This window comes from Streptomyces ficellus, from assembly GCF_030406405.1.
Taxonomy (GTDB): domain Bacteria; phylum Actinomycetota; class Actinomycetes; order Streptomycetales; family Streptomycetaceae; genus Streptomyces; species Streptomyces ficellus_B.
Window position 1 is genome coordinate 45,876 of sequence record NZ_JAUEPL010000005.1, and the last position, 19,704, is coordinate 65,579.

The window sequence follows — 19,704 nt, forward strand, 5'->3', positions numbered from 1 at the left end:
CCTCGTGGACCTTGGCTCACAGTCCTCTGCGGGGAGCCGGTGGCAGCGCCGCGGGGAGGTGGTACCCGGAGTGCCGGCTGATGCCGACCTGCTGCCACCCGCCCGTATAGCCGCTGTGATGCGTCTGGTACGAGCTGCCGGAACCCAGCGACCCGAAGGACTTGAAGCCCAGGTCCTCCTCGCCGCTGCGGTCGCCGGGCAGTGTCCGGAACGACCGCAGGTACTCGGAGTACAGCGCGTCGTAGATCGGCGTGGCCGAGCAGCCCCCCGACGCGTGGCTCGACGGTCCGTCCTGCGACGGGCGCATGGCGGGAATCTGCTGGTAAGGCTGGCGGGAGGGCTCGTATGCGTGCACGTATGTGCCAACGACCTCGCCGCTCTTCGGATGCGGCCCCGGCCCGTAAAACGCCGGTCGCGGGACCGGGACCGGGACGGGACGCACGGCCGGGTCATGCCCCGCCCGGCCGTCCACGGTCCGGCCGTGGGCGGTCCGGGTGGGTGTGGACCCGGCTCGCGCGGTCCGGTCCCGCATCAGGTGCCGGCCAGCGGCATCGCGGCCGCCACCAGCCGGCCGTTGGCCGCCGCCTTCTCCAGCGCGTCACGCAGCAGGTCCTCGCGCGGCTGCTGGCCGATGGACCCGACCGGGGCGGCGAAGACCAGGACCCTGTGCGACTTGTTCGCCGCGGCGCGCCAGCCCTCGGTGACCTGGAGCGGCTGGTGGGCCTGCCACCAGGCGACCGGGCTGCCACCGCCCGTACCCGGCTGGAGGATGGCGTGCAGCTGGCCCATGGCGAGCAGCACGGACCAGCCGGCGATGGGGCTCGGCTTCTGGTTCACGTCGGTGACCGGCAGGAAGCCCTGCTCGATCAGCAGCGGAAGGAAGTCGTCGCCGCCGCTGCCGGTCGTGCCGGGCCGGGCGATGGGGGCGGTCGGTTCGACGACGAGAGCGGGGTGCAGCTCGTTGTCGATCAGTACGAGACCGCTGGTGACGCCCAGCACGGCCTGCTCGCCGATGGCCACGGGGGTCACGGGGGTCATGGGCGCCGCCTGCGGCTCCGCACCGGTGATGGACCGGACGGCGCCCTGGAGCTGGTCCTCGGCGACCTTGACGACCTGGGAGGGGATGCAGGTGGCGTGGGCGAAGGCGAGGACGGCGGTCTCCTCGCCGACGAACAGCACGGTGCTGGTGCGCTCCTGCTCGGAGTCGCCCGGGGTGCGGCAGGAGGTGCAGTCGTAGCTGCCCAGTGCGTTCTCGCCGGCGAGCAGCCGGTCGGCCTCTTCGTCGCCGATCTCGGCGCGTACGTCCTCGCTGACGTCGAGCATGCGGGGCACGGGTGGCTCCTCGGACTCGTTGCGTGCGATACCGGGCGGATCCCGGTTCGTCTCATGAAGAGCTCAACGGGTGATCTGCGGCCGGAGTCACGGTCTGCGTGCCGCCCCGGTGCGTGGGCCGACCGGGTGGGGCCCTCGCGACGCCCCGCGCGGCGGCGGCGAGGGGCCGCCCGGGGCCGCCTAGCGTGGGCCGATGCCGAAGATCCGCTTCTGGCCGGCCCTGCTGCCGGCCGTGGTGCTGCTGCTGACCGGGACGACGGGCGCGGAGGCTCACTCCGCGCGCGGCGTCGCCTATCCGCCGCCGCCCGGGCCCGGGCCGGTCTCCGCGTCGTACGCCGCGCCCGCCTGCGCCTCCGACCAGTGGCCGTGGGGCTGCGTCGCCGAGTGCGAGAGCGGCGGGCGCTGGGACCTCAACACCGGTAACGGGTTCTACGGAGGGCTGCAGTTCCGGCAGTCCACCTGGGAGGCGTACGGCGGCCTGAAGTACGCCCGCCGCGCCGACCTGGCGACGCGTAAGGAACAGATCACGGTCGCGCAGGAGGTGCTGCGGTGGCAGGGCTGGCAGGCCTGGCCCACGTGCTCCAAGAAGTACGGGCTCTCCGGCCGTGCCCACACCGTGCAGCCGGGCGACACGCTGACCGCCGTGGCCAAGCGGTTCAAGGTGCAGGGCGGCTGGAAGGCGCTCTACAAGGCCAACAAGAAGGTCATCGGGGACGATCCGCACCTGATCAGGCCCGGGATGATGCTGGCCCTTCCTCCCCTCCCCAAGTCCGGGAAGTGAACTCGGCGAGCTCGCCGCTGAACCGGAGCGAGCCGCGCCGCAGTTCGTGGACGAGCGTCCCGGGCGGCAGGCCGGCCGGCGGGCGCTGTTCGGCCACCACGACCGCCGCGTCCAGGGCGCCGAGGTGGCGGTAGGTGCGCGCCGCGACGGCGGGCGACATGCCGAGGGCCGGTTCGTCGACGAGGACGACGCGCGCGGGTGCCAGCACGGCGCGGGAGAGCGCCAGCATCCGCTGCTCGCCGCCGGAGAGGGTGCCGGCACGGCGGGGGAGGAGCGGGCGCAGCTCCGGGTACACGTCGAGGGCGGTCGCGACGTCGGGGCCCTGGGCGGCGAGTTCCAGGTTCTCGGCGACCGTGAGGGTGGCGTAGAGGGCGCGCCGGTCCGGTACGAAGCACAGGCCGCGGCGCGCCCGCTGGTGGGCGTGCAGCCGGGTCACGTCGGCGCCGCGCCACAGGACGCGTCCCGCGCTCAGCGGCACGGTCCCGGCGAGGGCGCGCAGGACGGTCGTACGCCCTGAGCCGTTGCGGCCCAGCAGCACGGTGAGGGTGGCGGCCGGGACGGGCAGGTCGATGCCGTGCAGGGCCTCCAGGGGGCCGTAGCGGACGCGGGCCGACCGCAGTTCCATCTCGACGCTCATGACACGATCCGCCCCGCCTCCATGACGTGCACGGTGTGGGCGATGTCCGCGACGAGGTCGAGGTCGTGCTCGACGACGAGCACGGCCGTCCCGTCCGCCGCGAGGGCCTTGAGTACGCGGGCGAGGGCGGCGGTCTCGCCCGCGTCGAGCCCGGCGGCGGGCTCGTCGAGCAGCAGCGTGTGCGGCCGCCCGGCCAGCGCCCGGGCCAGCTCGACCCGCCGCAGGGTGCCGGTGGACAGCCCGGCGGCGGGCAGGAGGCGGGCGCCGGTCAGCCCGAGGAGCCGCAGGGCCTGCTCGACCGCGCGCGGATCGTCGCGTACGCGGCCCTGTTCGGCGCCGACGCGTACGTTCTCCTCGACCGTCAGGGTCGGGAAGACGGCCAGCTCCTGGAACGTCCGGGCGATCCCGAGCCGGGTACGGGCGTGAGCGGGGAGCGCGGTGATGTCGGCGCCGTCGAGCGTGACGCGGCCGGAGGTGGGGCGCGTGGTGCCGGCCAGGCAGTGGAACAGGCTGCTCTTGCCGGCGCCATTGGGCCCGATGAGGGCGGTGATCCCGCCGGGCGGGACGAGCAGGTCGACGCGGTCGAGGGCGGTGAACCCGCCGTAGCGGAGGGTGAGGCGGTGGGCCTCCAGGCCGCGGGTGCGGGTGGGGGCGGGGGTGGGAGCGGGTGCGGCGGCTGCGGCCGGTGCCGGCCGGTGGGGGTGCGCCCGGCCCTCGGCCGGGCTGGTGTCCCTACCCGTGCGGGTGGGGAGGTCGGGTGCGGGTCTTCCCGTGGGTGGCCGGCCGCCGTCGGCGGCTGCGGGTGGCGTTCGGCCTCCGGCCGGGCCGGTGCCATACGTCCTTGGCTCCCGTGAGGCCGGTGGCCGGTCGCGGACCGGGCTGATGCGCGGTGGAGCACCGTCCTGCGCCGGGCGCCCGGCGGAAGACGGACGGGCTGCACGCGCGCGTGCCGCGCGCAAGGCACCGCCTCGGCCCCCGGCCATCCCGGCGCCGGGACGCTTTGCGGTACCGGGCAGCAGCGACGTCAGGGGCGGGAGGCGGGCTGTCAGGGCGGCCAGGAGGCCGATGACCGCCGCCGCCGCGCCGCCCCGTGCGCCCGCGTCCAGGCCGACCAGGAGCACCGCCGCCGCCAGCGGGGACAGCAGGCTGTCCGCGCCCAGCACCAGGACAGCCGCGAACCACAGCAGGCCGCGCACGGGGTCGTACGCCTCCGGGTCGAACGCGCGCACGCCCATGCCCAGCAGGCCGCCGCCCAGAGCCGCCAGGGCCGCGCCCGCCACGAAGGCGAGGAGCTTCAGGGCGGGTACCGGCACGCCCGCCGCCTCCGCGCCCGCCTCGTGGTCGCGCAGCGCGGCCAGCGCCCTGCCCGTACGCCCCCGGCGAAGCGCCGCGACGTACAGCAGGGCCAGGGCGAGGACGACCAGTTCCAGGACGTAGTAGCGGCGGTCCGAGGCGAAGCCGGCCGGGCGCGACAGGGACAGCCCCGCCGTCGCGTACGGCTGCGCGAAGACGAACCGGCTCGCCGCCACCCCCACCGCCAGCGTCGCCAGCGCCAGCGCCAGGCCGTGGCGGCGGATCGCCGGCCACCCGGTCAGCACCCCCAGCGGGGCGACCAGCACCACGGCCACCAGCAGCGCGGTCAGTTCCGGGAGCCGGGGCACCCCGGGGAAGCGCCCCGCCGCCAGCAGCGCCGTGAACAGGGCGCCCAGGCCCGCGTACGCCGCCTGGCCCAGCGAGATCTGGCCGCCCCGGCCGGTGACCACGACCAGGGACAGAAGGATGACGGCGAGCGCGGGCACCTGGACCGACGTCTGCAGGTCCGGGCCCGCGAAGCCCAGCGGCAGCAGGAACAGCACGCCCGCCACCACCCACACCCCCGCCGGCACCCGCGCCCCCGCCGTGGACGTGCGCGGCAGGGCGTCCCGCGCCCCCACGCCCGGCAGCGCCAGCGCGGCCACCAGCAGGGCCACGACGAACAGGTTCGTGGCGACGGCCTGCACCAGCGGGCCCGCCCAGCCCACCGGGTGGAACCGGGTCAGCTGCGCCTGGCCGATACCGATCGCCAGCGCGGTCACCACCGCCACCGGCAGGCTCCGCATCCGGGCGACCACCGCCACCGCGATCACCTCGACCACCAGCAGCGGCAGCCCGTACGGATCGAGCCGCAGGTACGGCGCGAGGAGCACGCCCGTCAGTCCGGCCGTGAACGAGCCGAACGCCCACCCCGCCGCCGACACCCGGTCCGCGTCGATCCCGCCCAGCGCCGCCAGCTCCCGGTTGTCCACCACCGCCCGCAGCTGGCGCCCCAGCCGCGTCCACCGGGTCACCGCGCCCACCGAACCGCCCACCAGGACCACCGCGGCGAGCTGGAGCCACGGGTCGTCGCCGAGCAGCACCGGCGCGTCCGCCCGCGCCCCGCCGCCCCACAGCAGCGCCGCGCCCCCCACGAGCAGTACGAACACGCCGATCGACGCCACCAGCGTCCGCGCCGGGTCCAGGTCGAGCACCGCCGCCGGACGGAACACCGCCCGGTCCAGCACCAGCCCGATGCCGGGGGCGACCACCAGCAGCGTCACGCACGCGGCGAGCGGCAGCGGCCAGCCCCACTCCACCACCAGCTGGCGCAGCACGTAGGCGCAGACCATGGCGACGGCGCCGTGCGCCAGGTTGAGCACGCCCGTCGCCCGGTAGGTGACGATGAGCCCGATCCCGGTCAGGGCGGCCGCACTGCCCACGGCCAGTCCCGCGAGGACCAGTTCGTACGTCAGGGAGGACACCCGGTCAGCTCCCGGGCTCGCACACCGGACAGGGCTCCAGCCGCGCGTCACCGACCGGAACGGCGTCCGGCTTGCCCGCCACCAGCGGGCAGTCCGGGCGGTGCGCCAGCGTCCCGCCGGGCACCCGCACCGGCGGTGCGCCGGAGGAGGGGCGGTCCTCCACGGCCTCCGCCCGCCCTGCGGGCCCCGTGGCCTCCGCGGGCCCCGTGGCCTCCGCCTGCCCTGCGGGCCCCTCGGGCTCCGTGGGCGGCCGGTGCGCCCCGGACACTCCCACCGCGGCCGGCCCCGGCGCCGCCCTGGCCAGCAGCACCGCGCCCGCCACGATCAGCGCCGCGCCCGGCACGGTCGAGGACGCCAGGTAGGGGATCTGCCGCTCGGCGAAACGTTCACCGGACACGCCGTACCAGCCCAGCACACACAGCACCGCGCCCACGGTGACGCCGACCAGTCCGCCCCACCACAGCAGTCGTGATGTCGGCATTCCCGGCCTCCGCTGGCGAGATGGGGTGATTCCTTGCACTATGCCCAAGAAGGCCCAAAAAGGCACAGACCCCGGAAACCGGCGGTGAGCCAGATGGTCCACACGATGCTTCGCAGTTCCCACCGCACCGCGGCACTCGCGGCCGCGGCGGCCCTGGTACTGGTACCGGTCGCCGCGGGCTGCGGCGACGACAACGGCGGCGAGCCCCAGCGGTCCCCCACCCCCACCGCGACCGCCACCTCGCCCGGAACCCAGACGCCGACCCAGAACCAGCCCGCCGACCCGGCGGCGGCCCGGCAGCAGATCCAGAAGAACTGGACGGCGTTCTTCAGCCCGAGGACCCCGGCAGCCGAGAAGGTCAAGCTGCTGGAGAACGGCCAGCGGATGCAGCCGGTCCTCCAGGCGTTCGCCCGGGACCCCAACGCCGCGCAGACGTCCGTGAACGTCAAGGACGTCGCCTTCACCTCGGCCACCCAGGCCAACGTCACCTACGACCTGCTGGTCGGCGGCAGGCCCGCCCTGCCGAACTCCAAGGGCACCGCCGTCGAGCAGGACGGGACCTGGAAGGTCTCCACGAAGACGCTGTGCGCGCTGGTGAAGCTCAGCCCCAATGCGACGGCCGTACCGGGTTGCTGAGGCCCTGTCGCTCGCGGCGCTCCTCACGCTGAGCGCCGCGTGCGGCAGCCGTCTGTCCGAGGGCGACTTCACCACCCGCCGGCCCGCCCCGACCACCGGCGGCGCCGAGCCCCTCCGTATCGGCGTCATCACCGGCGCCACGAGCCCCGTCGGCGGCGAAGCCCTCACCGGGCCCCGCGACGGGGCGCTGGCGTACTTCGACGCCCTCAACGCCCGCGGCGGCATCGACGGCCGCCGCGTGGAGGTGACCGTCTGCGACGACGGCGGCAGTGGCGTCGGCAACAACGAGTGCGTGCACCGGCTCATCGACGAAAAGCGCGTGTTCGCGCTGGTCGCCACCACCGCCCTGGACTACGCGGGCGCCCCGCGCGTCTCCGGGGCCGGCGTTCCCGACATCGGCGGCCAGCCGCTCGGCACCGCCTACGACACCTATCCGCATCTGTACGGGATCTACGGAAGCTCCGCCCCGCGCACCGGGGACGAGCCCGGCTGGAACGGCCTCCTCTACGGCGGCACCGAGGTCTACCGCTGGTTCAAACGCGAACACGGCGCCCGTACGGCGGCCGTCGTCTCCTACAACCAGGCGGCCTCCGCCGCGTACGCCCGGCTGGTCGGCGACGGGCTGAAGGCCGAGGGCTACCGGGTCGTCACCGAACAGGTGGACTTCGCGCTGCCCAACTACCGCGCCGTCGCCGCCGACCTGCGCGAGCAGGGCGCCGACCTCGTCTTCGACGCCCTGGACACGCACGGCAACGCCCAGCTGTGCGAGGCCATGGACGCCGTCGATGTGAACGTCACCGCCAAGGTCACCAACGTCCAGAACTGGAACCAGTCCGTGCCCCGCGACTACAAGGACGCGCCACGCTGCCGCAACGCCCTGTGGGTGACCGGCTCCAGCCGCAACCACGACGAACGCGACCACCCTTCCGTACGGGAATTCCGGCAGGCCATGAACGGCAAGCCGCTCTCGCAGTGGGCGCTGGAGGGCTGGGCCGCCGCCATGTGGTTCACGGACGCGGCGCGCCATTGCGCGAAAACCGGCCTCACGCGCGCGTGCGTCGAACGGTTCATGAACCGCGCCGAGCCCTACACCGCCCGGGACCTGCTCCTGCCCGTCCGCTTCGAGCGGCTGCCCGAGCCGCCGAGGACCCGCCACACCTGCCTGTCCGTCGCCCGCTGGCAGGACGGCCGCGGCTGGGTCTCCCAGGGGGAGATGACCAAGAACTGCGCCACCGTCCCCCAGCTCGGCTACCGGCCCTGAAGCCATGCCCGCCACCAAGTACAGTCCACTTCTGACGACCAAGGATCACCACCACCACCGACGACCAGTCCGGACCAGGGGGACGCGGCGACGCGATGCACATCTCTTTTCTGCTCCACAACGCCTACGGAATCGGCGGCACAATCCGTACGACGTTCAACCTCGCCCGAGCCCTGGCCGAGCGGCACGACGTCGAGATCGTGTCGGTCTTCCGCCACCGCGACGAGCCGACCCTCGGCGCCCCGGCCGGCGTGACCATGAAGCACCTGGTCGACCTCCGCAAGAACAGCCCCACCTACGACGGCGGCCACCCCGACTACACCAAGCCCGCCAGGGTCTTCCCGCGCGGCGACGGCCGGTGGAAGCAGTACAGCCGCCTCACCGACGCCCGGATCGCCGCCCACCTGAAGTCCCTCCAGGCCGATGTCGTCGTCGGCACCCGCCCCGGCCTCAACGTCCACATCGCCCGCCAGGCCCGCCGCGGCCCGGTCCGGGTCGGCCAGGAGCACCTGACGCTGGACAGCCACGGCTACCGGCTGCGCCGCGAGATCGGCCACCGGTACGCCCTGCTCGACGCCATCACCACCGTCACCGAGGCCGACGCCCGCTCCTACCGCGGCAAGCTCAAGCTGCCGGGCGTACGCGTCGACGCGGTACCCAACAGCGTCCCGGCGCCGACCGTCGAGCCCGCCGACGGAGCCGCCAAGTGGGTCGTCGCGGCCGGCCGGCTGACCCCGGTCAAGCGGTACGACCTGCTGGTCGAGGCGTTCGCGAAGGTGGTCGCCGCCCGGCCCGACTGGCGGCTGCGCATCTACGGCGCGGGCGACGCGACCGGCAACGAGCGCAACGCGCTGCGCGCCCTGATCGAGCAGCGCGGCCTGCACAACCACGTGTTCCTGATGGGCACGGTGAACCCGCTGGAGCCCGAGTGGGTCAAGGGCTCCATCGCCGCCGTCACCTCCCGCCTGGAGTCCTTCGGGATGACCATCGTGGAGGCGATGCGCTGCGGCCTGCCCGTGGTCTCCACCGACTGCCCGCACGGCCCGGGCGAGATCATCGAGGACGGCGTCGACGGACGCCTGGTGCCGGTCGGCGACGTGGACGCGATCGCCGACGCGCTGCTCGGCCTCATCCAGGACGACGACCTGCGGCGCCGCACCGGACGGGCCGCGCTCGCCGCGTCGGAGCGGTTCGACCCGGTACGGATCGCCGAGCGCCACGAGGCGCTGTTCGCCGAGCTGGTCGCCCGGGGCGGCAACGGCCGCTCCCGTGGCCGGGTCAGGGACGCCCTGCACCGCACCCGCGGCGGGGTGCTCGACGCCGTGTACGCGGCGCGGTACAAGGCCGCCGACGTGCTCCGGAAGGGGAAGCCCGCATGACCGACGCCACGACCCCGGCCCCCGTCCCGCCCCCCGGGCCCGGCGCGCCGCGCGCGGACTGCCTCGCCGACTCCGCCGGCGGGATCACGTTCGACATAGTGGTCGTCGACACGGCCGAGCCGGTGCTGGTGCTGCGCCGGCGCGGCGGCGCCGGCCCGGCGGACGAGGCCCGGCTGCCGCTCACCCCGGCGGGCGAGGGCCATATGCGCGCGGTGCTGCCCAGCACGGTGGAGCTGGCCGAGGGCCGCTGGGACGTGTACCTGGGCGAGCGGCCCGTCGAGCCCGGCATCCGGGACCTGCGCGCCCTCATCGACCGGGTCCCCGACGAGGAGGGCAGGGTCAACGTCCACCTTCCCTACCCCACGGCGGACGGCCGGCTCGCCGTCCGCAGCTGGGTGCGCGGCCCGCACGCCGAGGCCGGCGGCCTCACTTTCGGCGAGGGCACCTGCACGGTCGACGGGATGCTGTACGGGGCGGAGCTCGGCCCCGGCGCGGTGGCCGAGGCGCGGCTGGGCGAGCGGGTCCACCAGGTGCCGGCCGAAGGCGGGCAGGGCGGCTTCGCCTTCACCCTCGCCTACGACCCGCTCGCCGAGCCGCGGCCGGTCGACGGGCAGCGGCTGTGGGAGCTGTGGCTGCGCCCCGGCCCGCACGCGGAGCCGGTGCGGATCTCCCGCATCCTGGACGACGTGTGGGACCGGAAGAACGTCTTCGTCTACCCGCGGCACCAGGGCGAGGGCTACACGGCGGCGCCCTGCTACACCAGCGACAACGACCTGTGCGTACGGGTGACGCGCTGAGCCCTCATCGCGGACGGTAGCTGTCCGCGACCGGTGGCAGACTCGCGTCCATGTTGGAGACCTCGGCACGACTGCTGCGCCTGCTGTCCCTGCTCCAGGCGCACCGCGACTGGTCGGGCCCCGACCTCGCGGAACGGCTCGGCGTCACCCCGCGCACGGTGCGCCGCGACGTCGACCGGCTGCGCGAGCTGGGCTACCCGGTCAACGCCACCCCCGGCACCGGCGGCGGCTACCAACTGGGCGCGGGCGCCGCGCTGCCGCCGCTGCTGCTGGACGACGACGAGGCGGTCGCGGTCGCCGTCGGGCTGCGCACCGCGGCGGGCAGCGGCATCGAGGGCGTCGGCGAGACCTCCGTGGGCGCCCTGGCCAAGCTGGAGCAGGTCCTGCCCGACCGGCTGCGCCGCCGGGTCAGCACGCTCACCACGTTCACCGTCCCCATGCTGCGCGCCCCCGAGTCCCCGGTGGACCCCTCCGTGCTCACCGAACTCGCGGGCGCCTGCCGGGACAGCGAGCGGCTGCGCTTCGCGTACCGGGACCACAGCGGCGCGGCCACCCGCCGCACCGTCGAGCCGCACCGCCTGGTGTGCAGCGAGCGCCGCTGGTACCTCGTCGCCTGGGACGTGGACCGCCGCGACTGGCGCACGTTCCGGGCGGACCGGATCGTCCCCAAGCCGCCGCACGGTCCGCGCTTCGCGCCCCGTACACCGCCCGCCGAGGACCTGGCGGCGTACGTCTGCGAGGGCGTGTCCACGACGGCGTACGCGGCGAAGGCCGTGATCCGCGTGCACGCGCCGCTCGCCGAGGCCGCCCGGGCGGTGGGCCCGGCGGACGGCCACCTGGAGGCCGAGAGCGACACGACGTGCGTCCTGCGCACAGGGGCCACGAGTCTCGATGTCATGGTGATCCACGTCGTGCTGATGGGGCTGGAGTTCGAGGTGATCGAACCGCCCGAGCTGGACGCCCGCATCAGGGACATCCGTGACCGTCTCTCACGGGCCCTGGACCGGTCCGCGTAGCCCGATCGGGCGGTGCGTCCGGCGGTGGGTCCGGAGGTGCGCCCGGCGATGTGCCGGCGTACCGGGAATTGCGCGGGCGGCCATGAATTCCCGGTACGCCCTCCATTCTCGTGACGATATGCCGAAGGCTATTCGGAGGCGGGGGGAAATTCGCCCGTACGGCGGATCGGGGCGGGTCGGGGGACGTAAGGAATTCCCCCGGAATTGGCCACCGGCGGCTCGGGGAGTGAAGAGGGACGTACGGAACGCATAGCGAACGTATGTCGTGATCCTGTGACACAAGCGTGACCGGGGAGGTACGTGAGGGTGGTGTGGCCCTGTCCGGCGCCAGGCTTCCGTCACCGTCCGCGGCCGCCTACGGTGAAGGGCATGGCACCGATTCCGACCCCTCCCGCACAGCCCGACGACACCCCGCAGTCGTACGTCGGCCTCGACCGACACGGCGCGGAGGAACGCGCCCGCTCCCGAGGCTGGACCACGGTGCGGTCGCTGCCGCCCGGTTCCATCATCACCATGGAGTTCGTGGCCGGCCGGATCAACTTCGAGGTCGACGGGAGCACCGTCACCCGCTGCTGGGTCGGCTGACCCCGGAAGCATCCCCGCACGACGAAGGCCCCGGCCGTGGAAGCCGGGGCCTTCGCCATGTGCGCCTGGTCCTGGTCCGCCGTGGCGCTTCGACGGACCGTCAGCCGCCCGTCAGCGGGCGCGAACGCGGCGGCCGGCGGGTGCCCGCCGGGGTGACCGGCGTCCGCTCCGAGCGCACCACCGCGTGCGGCCGCGGTTGGGTGAGCGTGGTCCTGACCGGCGCCGGGCAGCCGGTGCCGCCCGCCGTTCCGACCGGCTCGCGCACCTCCTCCGGTCCCGTCAGCCGCGTCCGGTAGGCAGCGGGCCGTGGCCCGCCCGCCGCGACGGGAAGCGAGGGCGCCTGGCGGCGGCGCGCCCGCAACTGCTCGCGCACCGCGAAGACCATCGCCTCGCTACGGGCGATCAGCGGCTCGCACCAGGGCAGTCCGAGCAGGATCAGCAGACCGGCGGCCCAGCCGAGCAGGACGTCGCTGAGCCAGTGCGTACCGAGGTAGACGGTGGTCAGGCCGACGCCCAGGGCCACCACGGCGGACAGGGCCGACAGGTAGCGTCTGGCCCGCGGAGTGGTGGCGAGATACGCCAAAATGCCCCAGGTCACCACGGCGTTGGCGGTATGTCCGGAAGGAAATATATCGCCGCCCGCGAACATCTCGGCCGAGCCGATCCGCGTCGCGTAGTGGGGCCCCAGCCGGCCCAGGCCCAGCTTCACCGCACCCACCGTGACGTTCAGCAGCAGCAGCGCGGCGCCCAGCGCCAGCAGCGGCCGCAGCGTGTGCTGCCGCCAGGAGCGCCAGCCGAGCCAGGCCGCCACCATCACGGCGGTCGGGCCGCGCTGGCCCAGCACCACGAAGTAGTCCAGCGTCGCGTGCAGTTCCGGCCACTGCTGATACGGCCGGAAGAGCATGACCTTCCAGTCGAGGGTCACCAGCCACGACGAGACGAGCACGGCCACCACGATGGCGAGGTAGAACGCCGACGTCCCGCCGAAGAGGGCGAGACGGGTGCGGCTCATCCGCGGGATCTCAATCTTCGGCGGTTCCGGCTCCCGGTCCAGACGGGCAAAGATGTCGGTACGCACCCAATCGACGTTACAGGGAGTGAGTGTCAGCCCACGTCCATCCGGTCCTTTCGTGATGACGATGTGATGTGGAGTGCGTCTCAGTCCGCTGTTTATTCGCTGCTTATCCATAAACCTCGGGGGCCGTGGGCCCTATTGTCCGCGGGCCCCTTCCGCAAGTGTGTTTGTGTGTGGCGGGAAATGAGCGGGGTCGGGCCGCGACCCCCGGGTTACTCCCTCCGGGTGGGGCTCCGGCGGGCGGCCGGAGTGGCGTACGCCACACGCCCACTCCTGCCCCCGTGAGAGCTGGACCACGCGTCACAGGGCCGGACTCGCGTACGCTGACGGCTCACTCGCCCGTCGATGCCGGGCCGCCCCGGAGGACGTCCCCCTCCGGCCGGTGCCCACCGAGCGCGAGGGATTCGTCTGTGGGAGGTACGTACATGTCCGTGACGACCACGGCCGGAGCACGCCTGCGTGCCGCCGGCGGCGGTGGAAACCGCTGGGTCGTCCTCGTCGTCCTCTGCGTCAGCCTGCTGCTGGTCGCCCTCGACGCGACCGTCCTCCACGTCGCCGTCCCCGCCGTCACCGAGGACCTGCGCCCCAGCGCCACGGCGCTGCTGTGGATCGTGGACGCCTACCCGCTGGTCTGCGCCTCGCTGCTGATCCTCTTCGGCACGCTCGGCGACCGCGTCGGGCGCCGCAGGGTCCTGCTGGCCGGTTACGGACTGTTCGGCGTGGCCTCGGCGGTCGCGGCCTTCGCCGACACGCCCGCCGTGCTGATCACCGCCCGCGCCCTGCTCGGCGTCGGCGGCGCCATGATCATGCCCGCCACGCTGTCGATCCTCCGCGCGGTCTTCCCGGACCGGCGCGAACGCGCCACGGCGATCGGCATCTGGACGGCGGTCGCCGCAGTCGGCGCCGCCACCGGACCCGTCCTCGGCGGGTTCCTGGTCGAGCACCTCTGGTGGGGCTCGGTCTTCCTCATAAACATCCCGCTGATGGCGCTGATCCTGCCGCTCGGCCGCTGGCTGCTGCCCGAGTCGAAGGGCAGCGGCCAGGGGCCGTGGGACGTGACCGGCGCGCTGATGGCGGCGGCCGGTGTGCTCGGCGTGGTCCTCGGCGTGAAGCGGGCGGGCGCCGGCGAGTCCCTGCTGAGCATGGGGACCGCCGGACCCCTGCTGGCCGGAGCGGCCCTGCTGATCGTGTTCGTACGACGCCAGAGGCGCCGCGCGCACCCGCTCATCGACACGCGGATGTTCGCCCGGGCCGCCTTCACCACCTCCGTCGGCTGCATCGTCCTCGCCATGCTGGCGCTGGTCGGCCTGGAGCTGATCGCCGTCCAGTACCTCCAGCTCGTCCTCGGGCTCAGCCCGCTGGAGACCGGGCTGCGGCTGCTGCCGCTCACCTTCGCCGCGATGGCCGCCGGTGCCACCGGCTCGTACACGCTGCGGCGCGTCGGCCCGCGCCGGATGGTCGGCTGGGGCTTCGTCCTCACCGCCGGTGCCGTCCTGCTGCTGGTCCTGATGGGACAGCACGACCGGCCGCTGCTGCTCACGGCCGGCTTCGTCCTGCTCGGCTTCGGGCTCCAGACGACGCTGTTCGGGGCGTACGAGTCGATGCTGAGCGAGGCCCCGGCGCACAGCGCGGGCGGGGCCGCCGCGATCGGCGAGACGTCCTACCAACTGGGCGCCGGCATGGGCATCGCACTGCTCGGCAGCGTCATGAACGCCGCGTACGCGCCCGGCCTCGAACGGGTGCCGGGCGTGCCCGAGCCCGCCGGCTCGGCCGCCGCGAACTCGCTGGGCGAGGCCTACCAGGTCGCGGCCCAACTGGGCGGCCCGGCGGGCGACGCGCTGCGCACGGCGGCGCGGCACGCCTTCGTCCACGGGCTGCACGTCACGCTGTTCGTCAGCGCGGGGCTGCTGCTGCTCGGCGCGCTGATGGCGGTACGGCTGCCGCGCGTGATGGAGTGCCCGGCCGACCCGGATGCCCGGCTGGGCGCCGGCGGCGGGGCGGAGCCGGACGGCGTCCGGGCCGATGGGGTGCCCGGTCCGCGGCCCGAGGCCCGCTTCGGGGCGGAGCGGGAGACCCGCCGTGAGGGGTACGCGGCGGAGCCGGGGGCCCATGTGCCCGCGCGGCGCGCGCCCGCGGAGTCGGCCGGGTCTGGACGCACGGCACACTGAGCCGTAACGTCAGCGCCGAGCCGTGACTAACAGCGCTAGTTTTAGCGGCGTTTCAGCCGCCGGAGGCCCCGCCATGTCCGCATCCTCGAAGCAGCCCGCGCACCAGCCCGCGAAGCTCCCCTCCTTCGACCCCCGCGACCCCCTCGGCGTCGACGACCTGCTCGCCCCCGAGGACCTCGCCGTCCGCGACACCGTCCGCGCCTGGGCCGCCGACCGGGTCCTGCCGTACATCGCCGACTGGTACGAGAAGGGCGAGCTGCCCGGCATCCGCGAACTGGCCCGCGAGCTCGGCTCGATCGGCGCGCTCGGCATGTCGCTGGAGGGGTACGGCTGCGCGGGCGCGAGCGCCGTCCAGTACGGGCTGGCCTGCCTGGAGCTGGAGGCCGCCGACTCCGGCATCCGCTCGCTCGTCTCCGTCCAGGGCTCACTCGCCATGTACGCGATCCGGAAGTACGGCTCCGAGGAGCAGAAGCGGCACTGGCTGCCGTCGATGGCCTCCGGCGAGACCATCGGCTGCTTCGGCCTCACCGAACCGGACCACGGCTCCGACCCGGCCGCCATGCGGACGTACGCCAAGAAGGACGGCACCGACTGGGTGCTCAGTGGCCGCAAGATGTGGATCACCAACGGCTCGGTCGCCGGGGTCGCGGTCGTCTGGGCGCGGACGGACGAGGGCATCCGCGGCTTCGCCGTCCCGACCGACAGCCCCGGCTTCTCGGCGCCCGAGATCAGGCACAAGTGGTCACTGCGGGCGAGCGTCACCAGCGAGCTGGTCATGGACGACGTACGGCTGCCGGCCGACGCCGTGCTGCCGGGCGTCACCGGCCTGAAGGGACCGCTCAGCTGTCTGAGCCACGCTCGCTACGGCATCGTCTGGGGCGCCATGGGCGCCGCGCGGTCGTCGTTCGAGGCGGCGCTCGAGTACGCGAAGACGCGCGAGCAGTTCGGCAAGCCCATCGGCGGCTTCCAGCTCACCCAGGCCAAGCTCGCCGACATGGCGCTGGAGCTGCACAAGGGCATCCTGCTCGCCCACCACCTCGGGCGGCGGATGGACGCCGGCACACTCCGCCCCGAGCAGGTCAGCTTCGGCAAGCTCAACAACGTACGGGAGGCGATCGACATCTGCCGCACCGCGCGAACGATCCTCGGCGCCAACGGGATCTCGCTCGAATACCCGGTCATGCGGCACGCCACCAACCTGGAGTCGGTGCTCACCTACGAGGGCACCGTGGAAATGCACCAGCTGGTGCTGGGCAAGGCACTCACCGGCCTCGACGCGTTCCGGTAAGCGGCCCTGCCCGCTAGCTCTGGTTGAAGAAGCCGTCCTGGGCGCGGCCGGCGGGCTCTCCGTTGACGATCTCCGTGTCCGCGGGCGTCAGCAGGAAGACCCGGGTCGCCACGCGCTCGATCGAGCCGCGCAGCCCGAAGGTCAGACCGGCCGCGAAGTCGACCACGCGCTTGGCGTCGGCGGGCTCCATGGAGGTGAGGTTCATGATGACCGGAACCCCGTCCCGGAACAGCTCGCCGATGGCCCGGGCGTCCCGGAACCCGTCCGGGGAGACCGTCGCGATCCGGCGGCCCTCCTCCTGCGCGGCCTCGGAGGCGACCCGTACCCGGGGGTCGGTCACCCAGGCGTCGCTGCTGCGGTCACCCTCGGCGTACTCGTCGTCGTAGTAGCGCTCGTCGTTGTCCTCGACGAGTCCGAGCCATGCACTCGCCTTGCGCACCGATCCCATGGACGCCTCCTTTCAACGCGGTCACTGGTGGTTCCGCTATCCCTATGGTCGTCCATCATGCGGATCGCGCGCCAAGTGGATAGTCGCCGCGCGAGGGATTCGTGACGGTACTGGTGCAGAGGATGTGGCGATTCGTCAAGGTTCCCCGAGCGTACGGGGCCTGAGAAGGACCTCGCGTAACTCACATATGACATTCAGGCCGGACGGGTGAGCGTGCGGACGTACGGGTGAACGAACCACCTCGGTACGATGCCCGCCGCGCGGCGGAACGACTCACGGGGGAGCGCCATGTTCGGAATCGTCAGGCCCTGTACGCACCGGCTCACGGAGGGGCTCAAGGCGGAGTGGATGGCCCATCTGTGCGGGCTGTGCCTGGCACTTAGGGCCGACCACGGGCAGTTCGCCCGGATCGTCACCAACTACGACGGCCTGATCGTCTCGGTCCTGACGGAGGCTCAGGCCGAGCGGGACGGTGGGGCACGGCGCACGGCGGGGCCCTGTCCCCTGCGCGCCATGCGGACGGCGCCGGTCGCCCGGGGCGAGGGCGCGCGGCTCGCCGCCGCCGTCTCGCTGGTCCTGGCCTCCGCGAAGGTACGGGACCATGTCGCCGACCGGGACGGCCTGCTGGCGCGCCGTCCGGTGGCGGCCGCCGCACGCCGGGTCGCGCGAGGCTGGGACCGGGCGGGCGCCAGGGCCGGGCGCGAGCTGGGCTTCGACACGGCCGTGCTGGTCGACGCGGTGGACCGGCAGACCGGGATCGAGGCGCTGGCCGGGCCCGGTACGCCGCTGCTGACGGTGACCGAGCCCACCGAGACGGCCACCGCCGCCGCGTTCGCGCACACCGCGGTCCTGGCCGGCAAGCCGCGGAACGTGGCGCCGCTCGCGGAGGCGGGCCGGCTCTTCGGGCGGCTCGCGCATCTGCTGGACGCCGTGGAGGACCGCGAAGCTGACGCCGCGTCGGGCGCCTGGAACCCCCTCACCGCGACCGGCACCTCGCTCGCCGAGGCGCGGCGGCTGGCGGACGACGCGCTGCACGGCATACGGCTCGCCCTGCGCGACGCGGAATTCGTGGACGACACGCTGCTGCACGTGCTGCTCGCGCACGAGCTGCGGCAGTCGGTGGACCGGGCGTTCACCACGACGACCTGCACGCACCGGGGGTACCGGGGCCAGGGGCATGGCGCGCCGCAGCAACCGCCGGGCGGCGGGTACGGGCCGTACGGTTCGCCCAGCCCCTACGGCGGCGGGCACCCCGGCGGCCCGGGCAGGCTCGGTGGTCCGGCCGGCCACCCCGGCGGCCCTGGTGACGTCGGCGGTCCCGGCGGTCCCGGCCACGGCGGGCTGGGAGGTCCGGGTTCCGGCGGTCCCGGCCACGGCGGGCTGGGGAGGTCCGGGTTCCGGCGGTCCCGGCCACGGCGGGCTGGGAGGTCCCGGCCACGGTGGTTCCGGCGGTTCCGGCCACGGTGGTCCCGGCGGTTTCGGCGGTGGGATGCCGCCGGGCTTCGGCGGGGGCGGCGACCCGTCCAAGCCCAAGCCGCGCGGCTTCTGGGCCGGCTGCGCCGCCTTTGCCTGGCTGTTCTGCACCTGCCAGATCTGCTGCGCCAAGGAGTACGAGGGCCCCTGGTCCCGTAAAAAGCGCAGGGGCTGCTGCCGCGACGGGGACTGCAACTGCGACTGCGGAGGGTGCGACTGCTGCTGCCCCTGCGACGGCTGCTGACGGTCCGTAGAAGTCTGCGCGGCCATCCCTGAAGGGCGAAATTCCGGCCGCCCCGCGCAAGGGGTGTCCTCCTCGGGGCCCGGGTCACCTCCGCGGGGCGCGGGCCTGTGCCGATAGTTGCTCCTCCTCGGGCCGCTCGTTCCTCGCGGCCCCTTGCCGTGGTTCTCCAGGGCCAGGAACGGGCCCCGGGTGCGGCTGAAAGACACCCTTGCGTCGGTAGTTGAGCCCGCGAATACTCCGAGCAGCGCTTGTCAGGAACACGGCGTGTTCGCAATCCGGACACCGCCGGGTCACCTGGCCGCGACTCACGGGCCCGGCACCCCACGGCGGGCCCCCGATTCCCCTCGGGAGGAACGACAAGTGAGCACCAAGCGCACCACCCCCCGCAGCGGCGCAGCCAGACGCACCCGTCTGCTCGCCGTCTCCCTCGGTCTCATATCCGCCGCCGCCCTCGCGGTCCCCGCCGCGAGCGCCGACTCCCCGCGGACGTACAGCGCCGCCCAGCTGTCCGCCGCCGGCTCGGCCGTCCTCGAAGCCGATGTGGCCGGCACCGCCTGGCACGTCGACCCGAAGACCAACACCCTGGTCGTCACCGCCGACTCGACCGTCTCCCCGGCCGAGATCGCCGCGATCAAGCGCGAGGCCGGCGCCAACGCCGGGGCCCTGCGCATCGAGCGCACCCCGGGCAAGTTCACCAAGCTCATCTCCGGCGGCGACGCCATCTACGCCAGCAGCTGGCGCTGCTCCCTCGGCTTCAACGTCCGCGACAGCGCCGGCACCACGTACTTCCTCACCGCCGGCCACTGCACGGACGGCGCGGGCACCTGGTACGCCAACTCGGGCCGCACCACCGTCCTCGGCCCGACCACCGGCTCCAGCTTCCCGAACAACGACTACGGCATCGTCCGCTACTCCAACACCTCCATCTCCAAGCCCGGCACGGTCGGCAGCGTCGACATCACCAGCGCCGCCAACGCCACCGTCGGCATGTCCGTCACCCGCCGCGGCTCCACCACCGGCACCCACAGCGGCTCCGTCACCGGCCTCAACGCCACGGTCAACTACGGCGGCGGCGACATCGTCTACGGCATGATCCGTACGAACGTGTGCGCCGAGCCCGGCGACAGCGGCGGCCCGCTCTACTCCGGCAGCCGCGCCATCGGCCTCACCTCCGGCGGCAGCGGCAACTGCTCCTCCGGCGGGACGACCTTCTTCCAGCCGGTCACCGAGGCCCTGAACGCCTACCGCGTCAGCGTCTACTAGTCCGGCCCCAGCTACCAGTCCGGCGCCGGCCAGTCCGGCGCCGGCGCCACGGGCCCCCGACCG

General features: G+C 73.9%; 18 protein-coding genes. 11 read left to right on the plus strand and 7 right to left on the minus strand.

Going from position 1 to position 19,704, the window contains the following annotated elements:
• Positions 1 to 16: 16 nt before the first annotated feature.
• Positions 17 to 307 (minus strand): hypothetical protein, encoded by a 291-nt coding sequence (locus tag QWM81_RS05310; protein WP_435372331.1) that lies wholly within the window; start codon positions 305 to 307, stop codon positions 17 to 19.
• A gap of 224 nt (positions 308 to 531) precedes the next feature.
• Entirely contained in the window at positions 532 to 1,332 is an 801-nt protein-coding gene (locus QWM81_RS05315; RefSeq protein WP_290110332.1) for a DUF8842 C-terminal domain-containing protein, read from the minus strand.
• A 193-nt stretch (positions 1,333 to 1,525) separates the two neighbouring features.
• Between QWM81_RS05315 and QWM81_RS05320 the strand changes: the two genes are divergently transcribed.
• Complete coding sequence (locus tag QWM81_RS05320) at positions 1,526 to 2,113, plus strand: LysM peptidoglycan-binding domain-containing protein (protein WP_290110333.1); 588 nt, start codon at positions 1,526 to 1,528, stop codon at positions 2,111 to 2,113.
• Here the strand turns inward: QWM81_RS05320 and QWM81_RS05325 are convergent.
• Genes QWM81_RS05325 through QWM81_RS05335 form a run of 3 tightly spaced genes read right to left on the minus strand, consistent with a single transcriptional unit; the run spans position 2,061 to position 6,008 of the window.
• A complete protein-coding gene (locus tag QWM81_RS05325) occupies positions 2,061 to 2,750 on the minus strand; it encodes an ATP-binding cassette domain-containing protein (protein ID WP_290110334.1) in 690 nt (229 codons plus the stop codon). The two genes, QWM81_RS05320 and QWM81_RS05325, sit on opposite strands and share 53 nt — an antisense overlap.
• Complete coding sequence (locus QWM81_RS05330) at positions 2,747 to 5,527, minus strand: ABC transporter permease subunit (protein ID WP_290110335.1); 2,781 nt, start codon at positions 5,525 to 5,527, stop codon at positions 2,747 to 2,749. Before QWM81_RS05330 ends, QWM81_RS05325 begins: the two co-directional genes overlap by 4 nt.
• A 4-nt stretch (positions 5,528 to 5,531) precedes the next feature.
• On the minus strand, positions 5,532 to 6,008 hold the full coding sequence (locus QWM81_RS05335) for a hypothetical protein (protein ID WP_290110336.1): 477 nt from the start codon (positions 6,006 to 6,008) through the stop codon (positions 5,532 to 5,534).
• 105 nt (positions 6,009 to 6,113) lie between these two features.
• On the opposite strand from QWM81_RS05335, the gene QWM81_RS05340 reads away from it, so the two are divergent.
• The 6 genes from QWM81_RS05340 (at position 6,114) to QWM81_RS05365 (ending at position 11,682) form a co-directional block, all read left to right on the plus strand.
• Positions 6,114 to 6,644, plus strand: coding sequence for an MTB12 C-terminal domain-containing protein (locus tag QWM81_RS05340; protein ID WP_290110337.1), 531 nt, complete (start codon positions 6,114 to 6,116; stop codon positions 6,642 to 6,644).
• Positions 6,619 to 7,905 carry an ABC transporter substrate-binding protein gene (locus QWM81_RS05345; RefSeq protein ID WP_290110338.1) on the plus strand — a complete coding sequence of 429 codons (1,287 nt, stop codon included), beginning with the start codon at positions 6,619 to 6,621 and terminating at the stop codon, positions 7,903 to 7,905. Before QWM81_RS05340 ends, QWM81_RS05345 begins: the two co-directional genes overlap by 26 nt.
• Positions 7,906 to 8,000: 95 nt before the next feature.
• The gene (locus QWM81_RS05350; RefSeq protein WP_290110339.1) at positions 8,001 to 9,284 is read left to right on the plus strand and encodes a glycosyltransferase family 4 protein; all 1,284 of its coding nucleotides are present in this window, start codon (positions 8,001 to 8,003) and stop codon (positions 9,282 to 9,284) included.
• Positions 9,281 to 10,081: a hypothetical protein gene (locus QWM81_RS05355; protein ID WP_290110340.1), complete on the plus strand. Its 801-nt coding sequence runs from the start codon at positions 9,281 to 9,283 to the stop codon at positions 10,079 to 10,081. Before QWM81_RS05350 ends, QWM81_RS05355 begins: the two co-directional genes overlap by 4 nt.
• A gap of 50 nt (positions 10,082 to 10,131) precedes the next feature.
• Positions 10,132 to 11,097, plus strand: a complete 966-nt coding sequence (locus tag QWM81_RS05360; RefSeq protein WP_290110341.1) for a helix-turn-helix transcriptional regulator — start codon at positions 10,132 to 10,134, stop codon at positions 11,095 to 11,097.
• A 369-nt stretch (positions 11,098 to 11,466) separates the two neighbouring features.
• Positions 11,467 to 11,682, plus strand: a complete 216-nt coding sequence (locus QWM81_RS05365; protein ID WP_290110342.1) for an I78 family peptidase inhibitor — start codon at positions 11,467 to 11,469, stop codon at positions 11,680 to 11,682.
• Positions 11,683 to 11,782: 100 nt separating this feature from the next.
• On the opposite strand, the gene QWM81_RS05370 is transcribed toward QWM81_RS05365, so the two are convergent.
• On the minus strand, positions 11,783 to 12,760 hold the full coding sequence (locus QWM81_RS05370) for a phosphatase PAP2 family protein (RefSeq protein WP_290110343.1): 978 nt from the start codon (positions 12,758 to 12,760) through the stop codon (positions 11,783 to 11,785).
• Between the two features lie 422 nt (positions 12,761 to 13,182).
• Between QWM81_RS05370 and QWM81_RS05375 the strand changes: the two genes are divergently transcribed.
• Together QWM81_RS05375 and QWM81_RS05380 are read left to right on the plus strand one after the other, a co-directional pair.
• Complete coding sequence (locus QWM81_RS05375) at positions 13,183 to 14,925, plus strand: MFS transporter (RefSeq protein ID WP_290110344.1); 1,743 nt, start codon at positions 13,183 to 13,185, stop codon at positions 14,923 to 14,925.
• Between the two features lie 73 nt (positions 14,926 to 14,998).
• The gene (locus QWM81_RS05380; RefSeq protein WP_290110346.1) at positions 14,999 to 16,213 is read left to right on the plus strand and encodes an acyl-CoA dehydrogenase family protein; all 1,215 of its coding nucleotides are present in this window, start codon (positions 14,999 to 15,001) and stop codon (positions 16,211 to 16,213) included.
• Positions 16,214 to 16,226: 13 nt separating this feature from the next.
• On the opposite strand, the gene QWM81_RS05385 is transcribed toward QWM81_RS05380, so the two are convergent.
• Complete coding sequence (locus QWM81_RS05385) at positions 16,227 to 16,661, minus strand: cell division protein SepF (protein ID WP_290110347.1); 435 nt, start codon at positions 16,659 to 16,661, stop codon at positions 16,227 to 16,229.
• 288 nt (positions 16,662 to 16,949) lie between these two features.
• On the opposite strand from QWM81_RS05385, the gene QWM81_RS05390 reads away from it, so the two are divergent.
• A complete protein-coding gene (locus QWM81_RS05390) occupies positions 16,950 to 18,293 on the plus strand; it encodes a DUF5685 family protein (protein WP_290110348.1) in 1,344 nt (447 codons plus the stop codon).
• A gap of 445 nt (positions 18,294 to 18,738) precedes the next feature.
• Positions 18,739 to 19,641: a S1 family peptidase gene (locus QWM81_RS05395; RefSeq protein ID WP_290110349.1), complete on the plus strand. Its 903-nt coding sequence runs from the start codon at positions 18,739 to 18,741 to the stop codon at positions 19,639 to 19,641.
• Positions 19,642 to 19,704 lie beyond the last annotated feature (63 nt).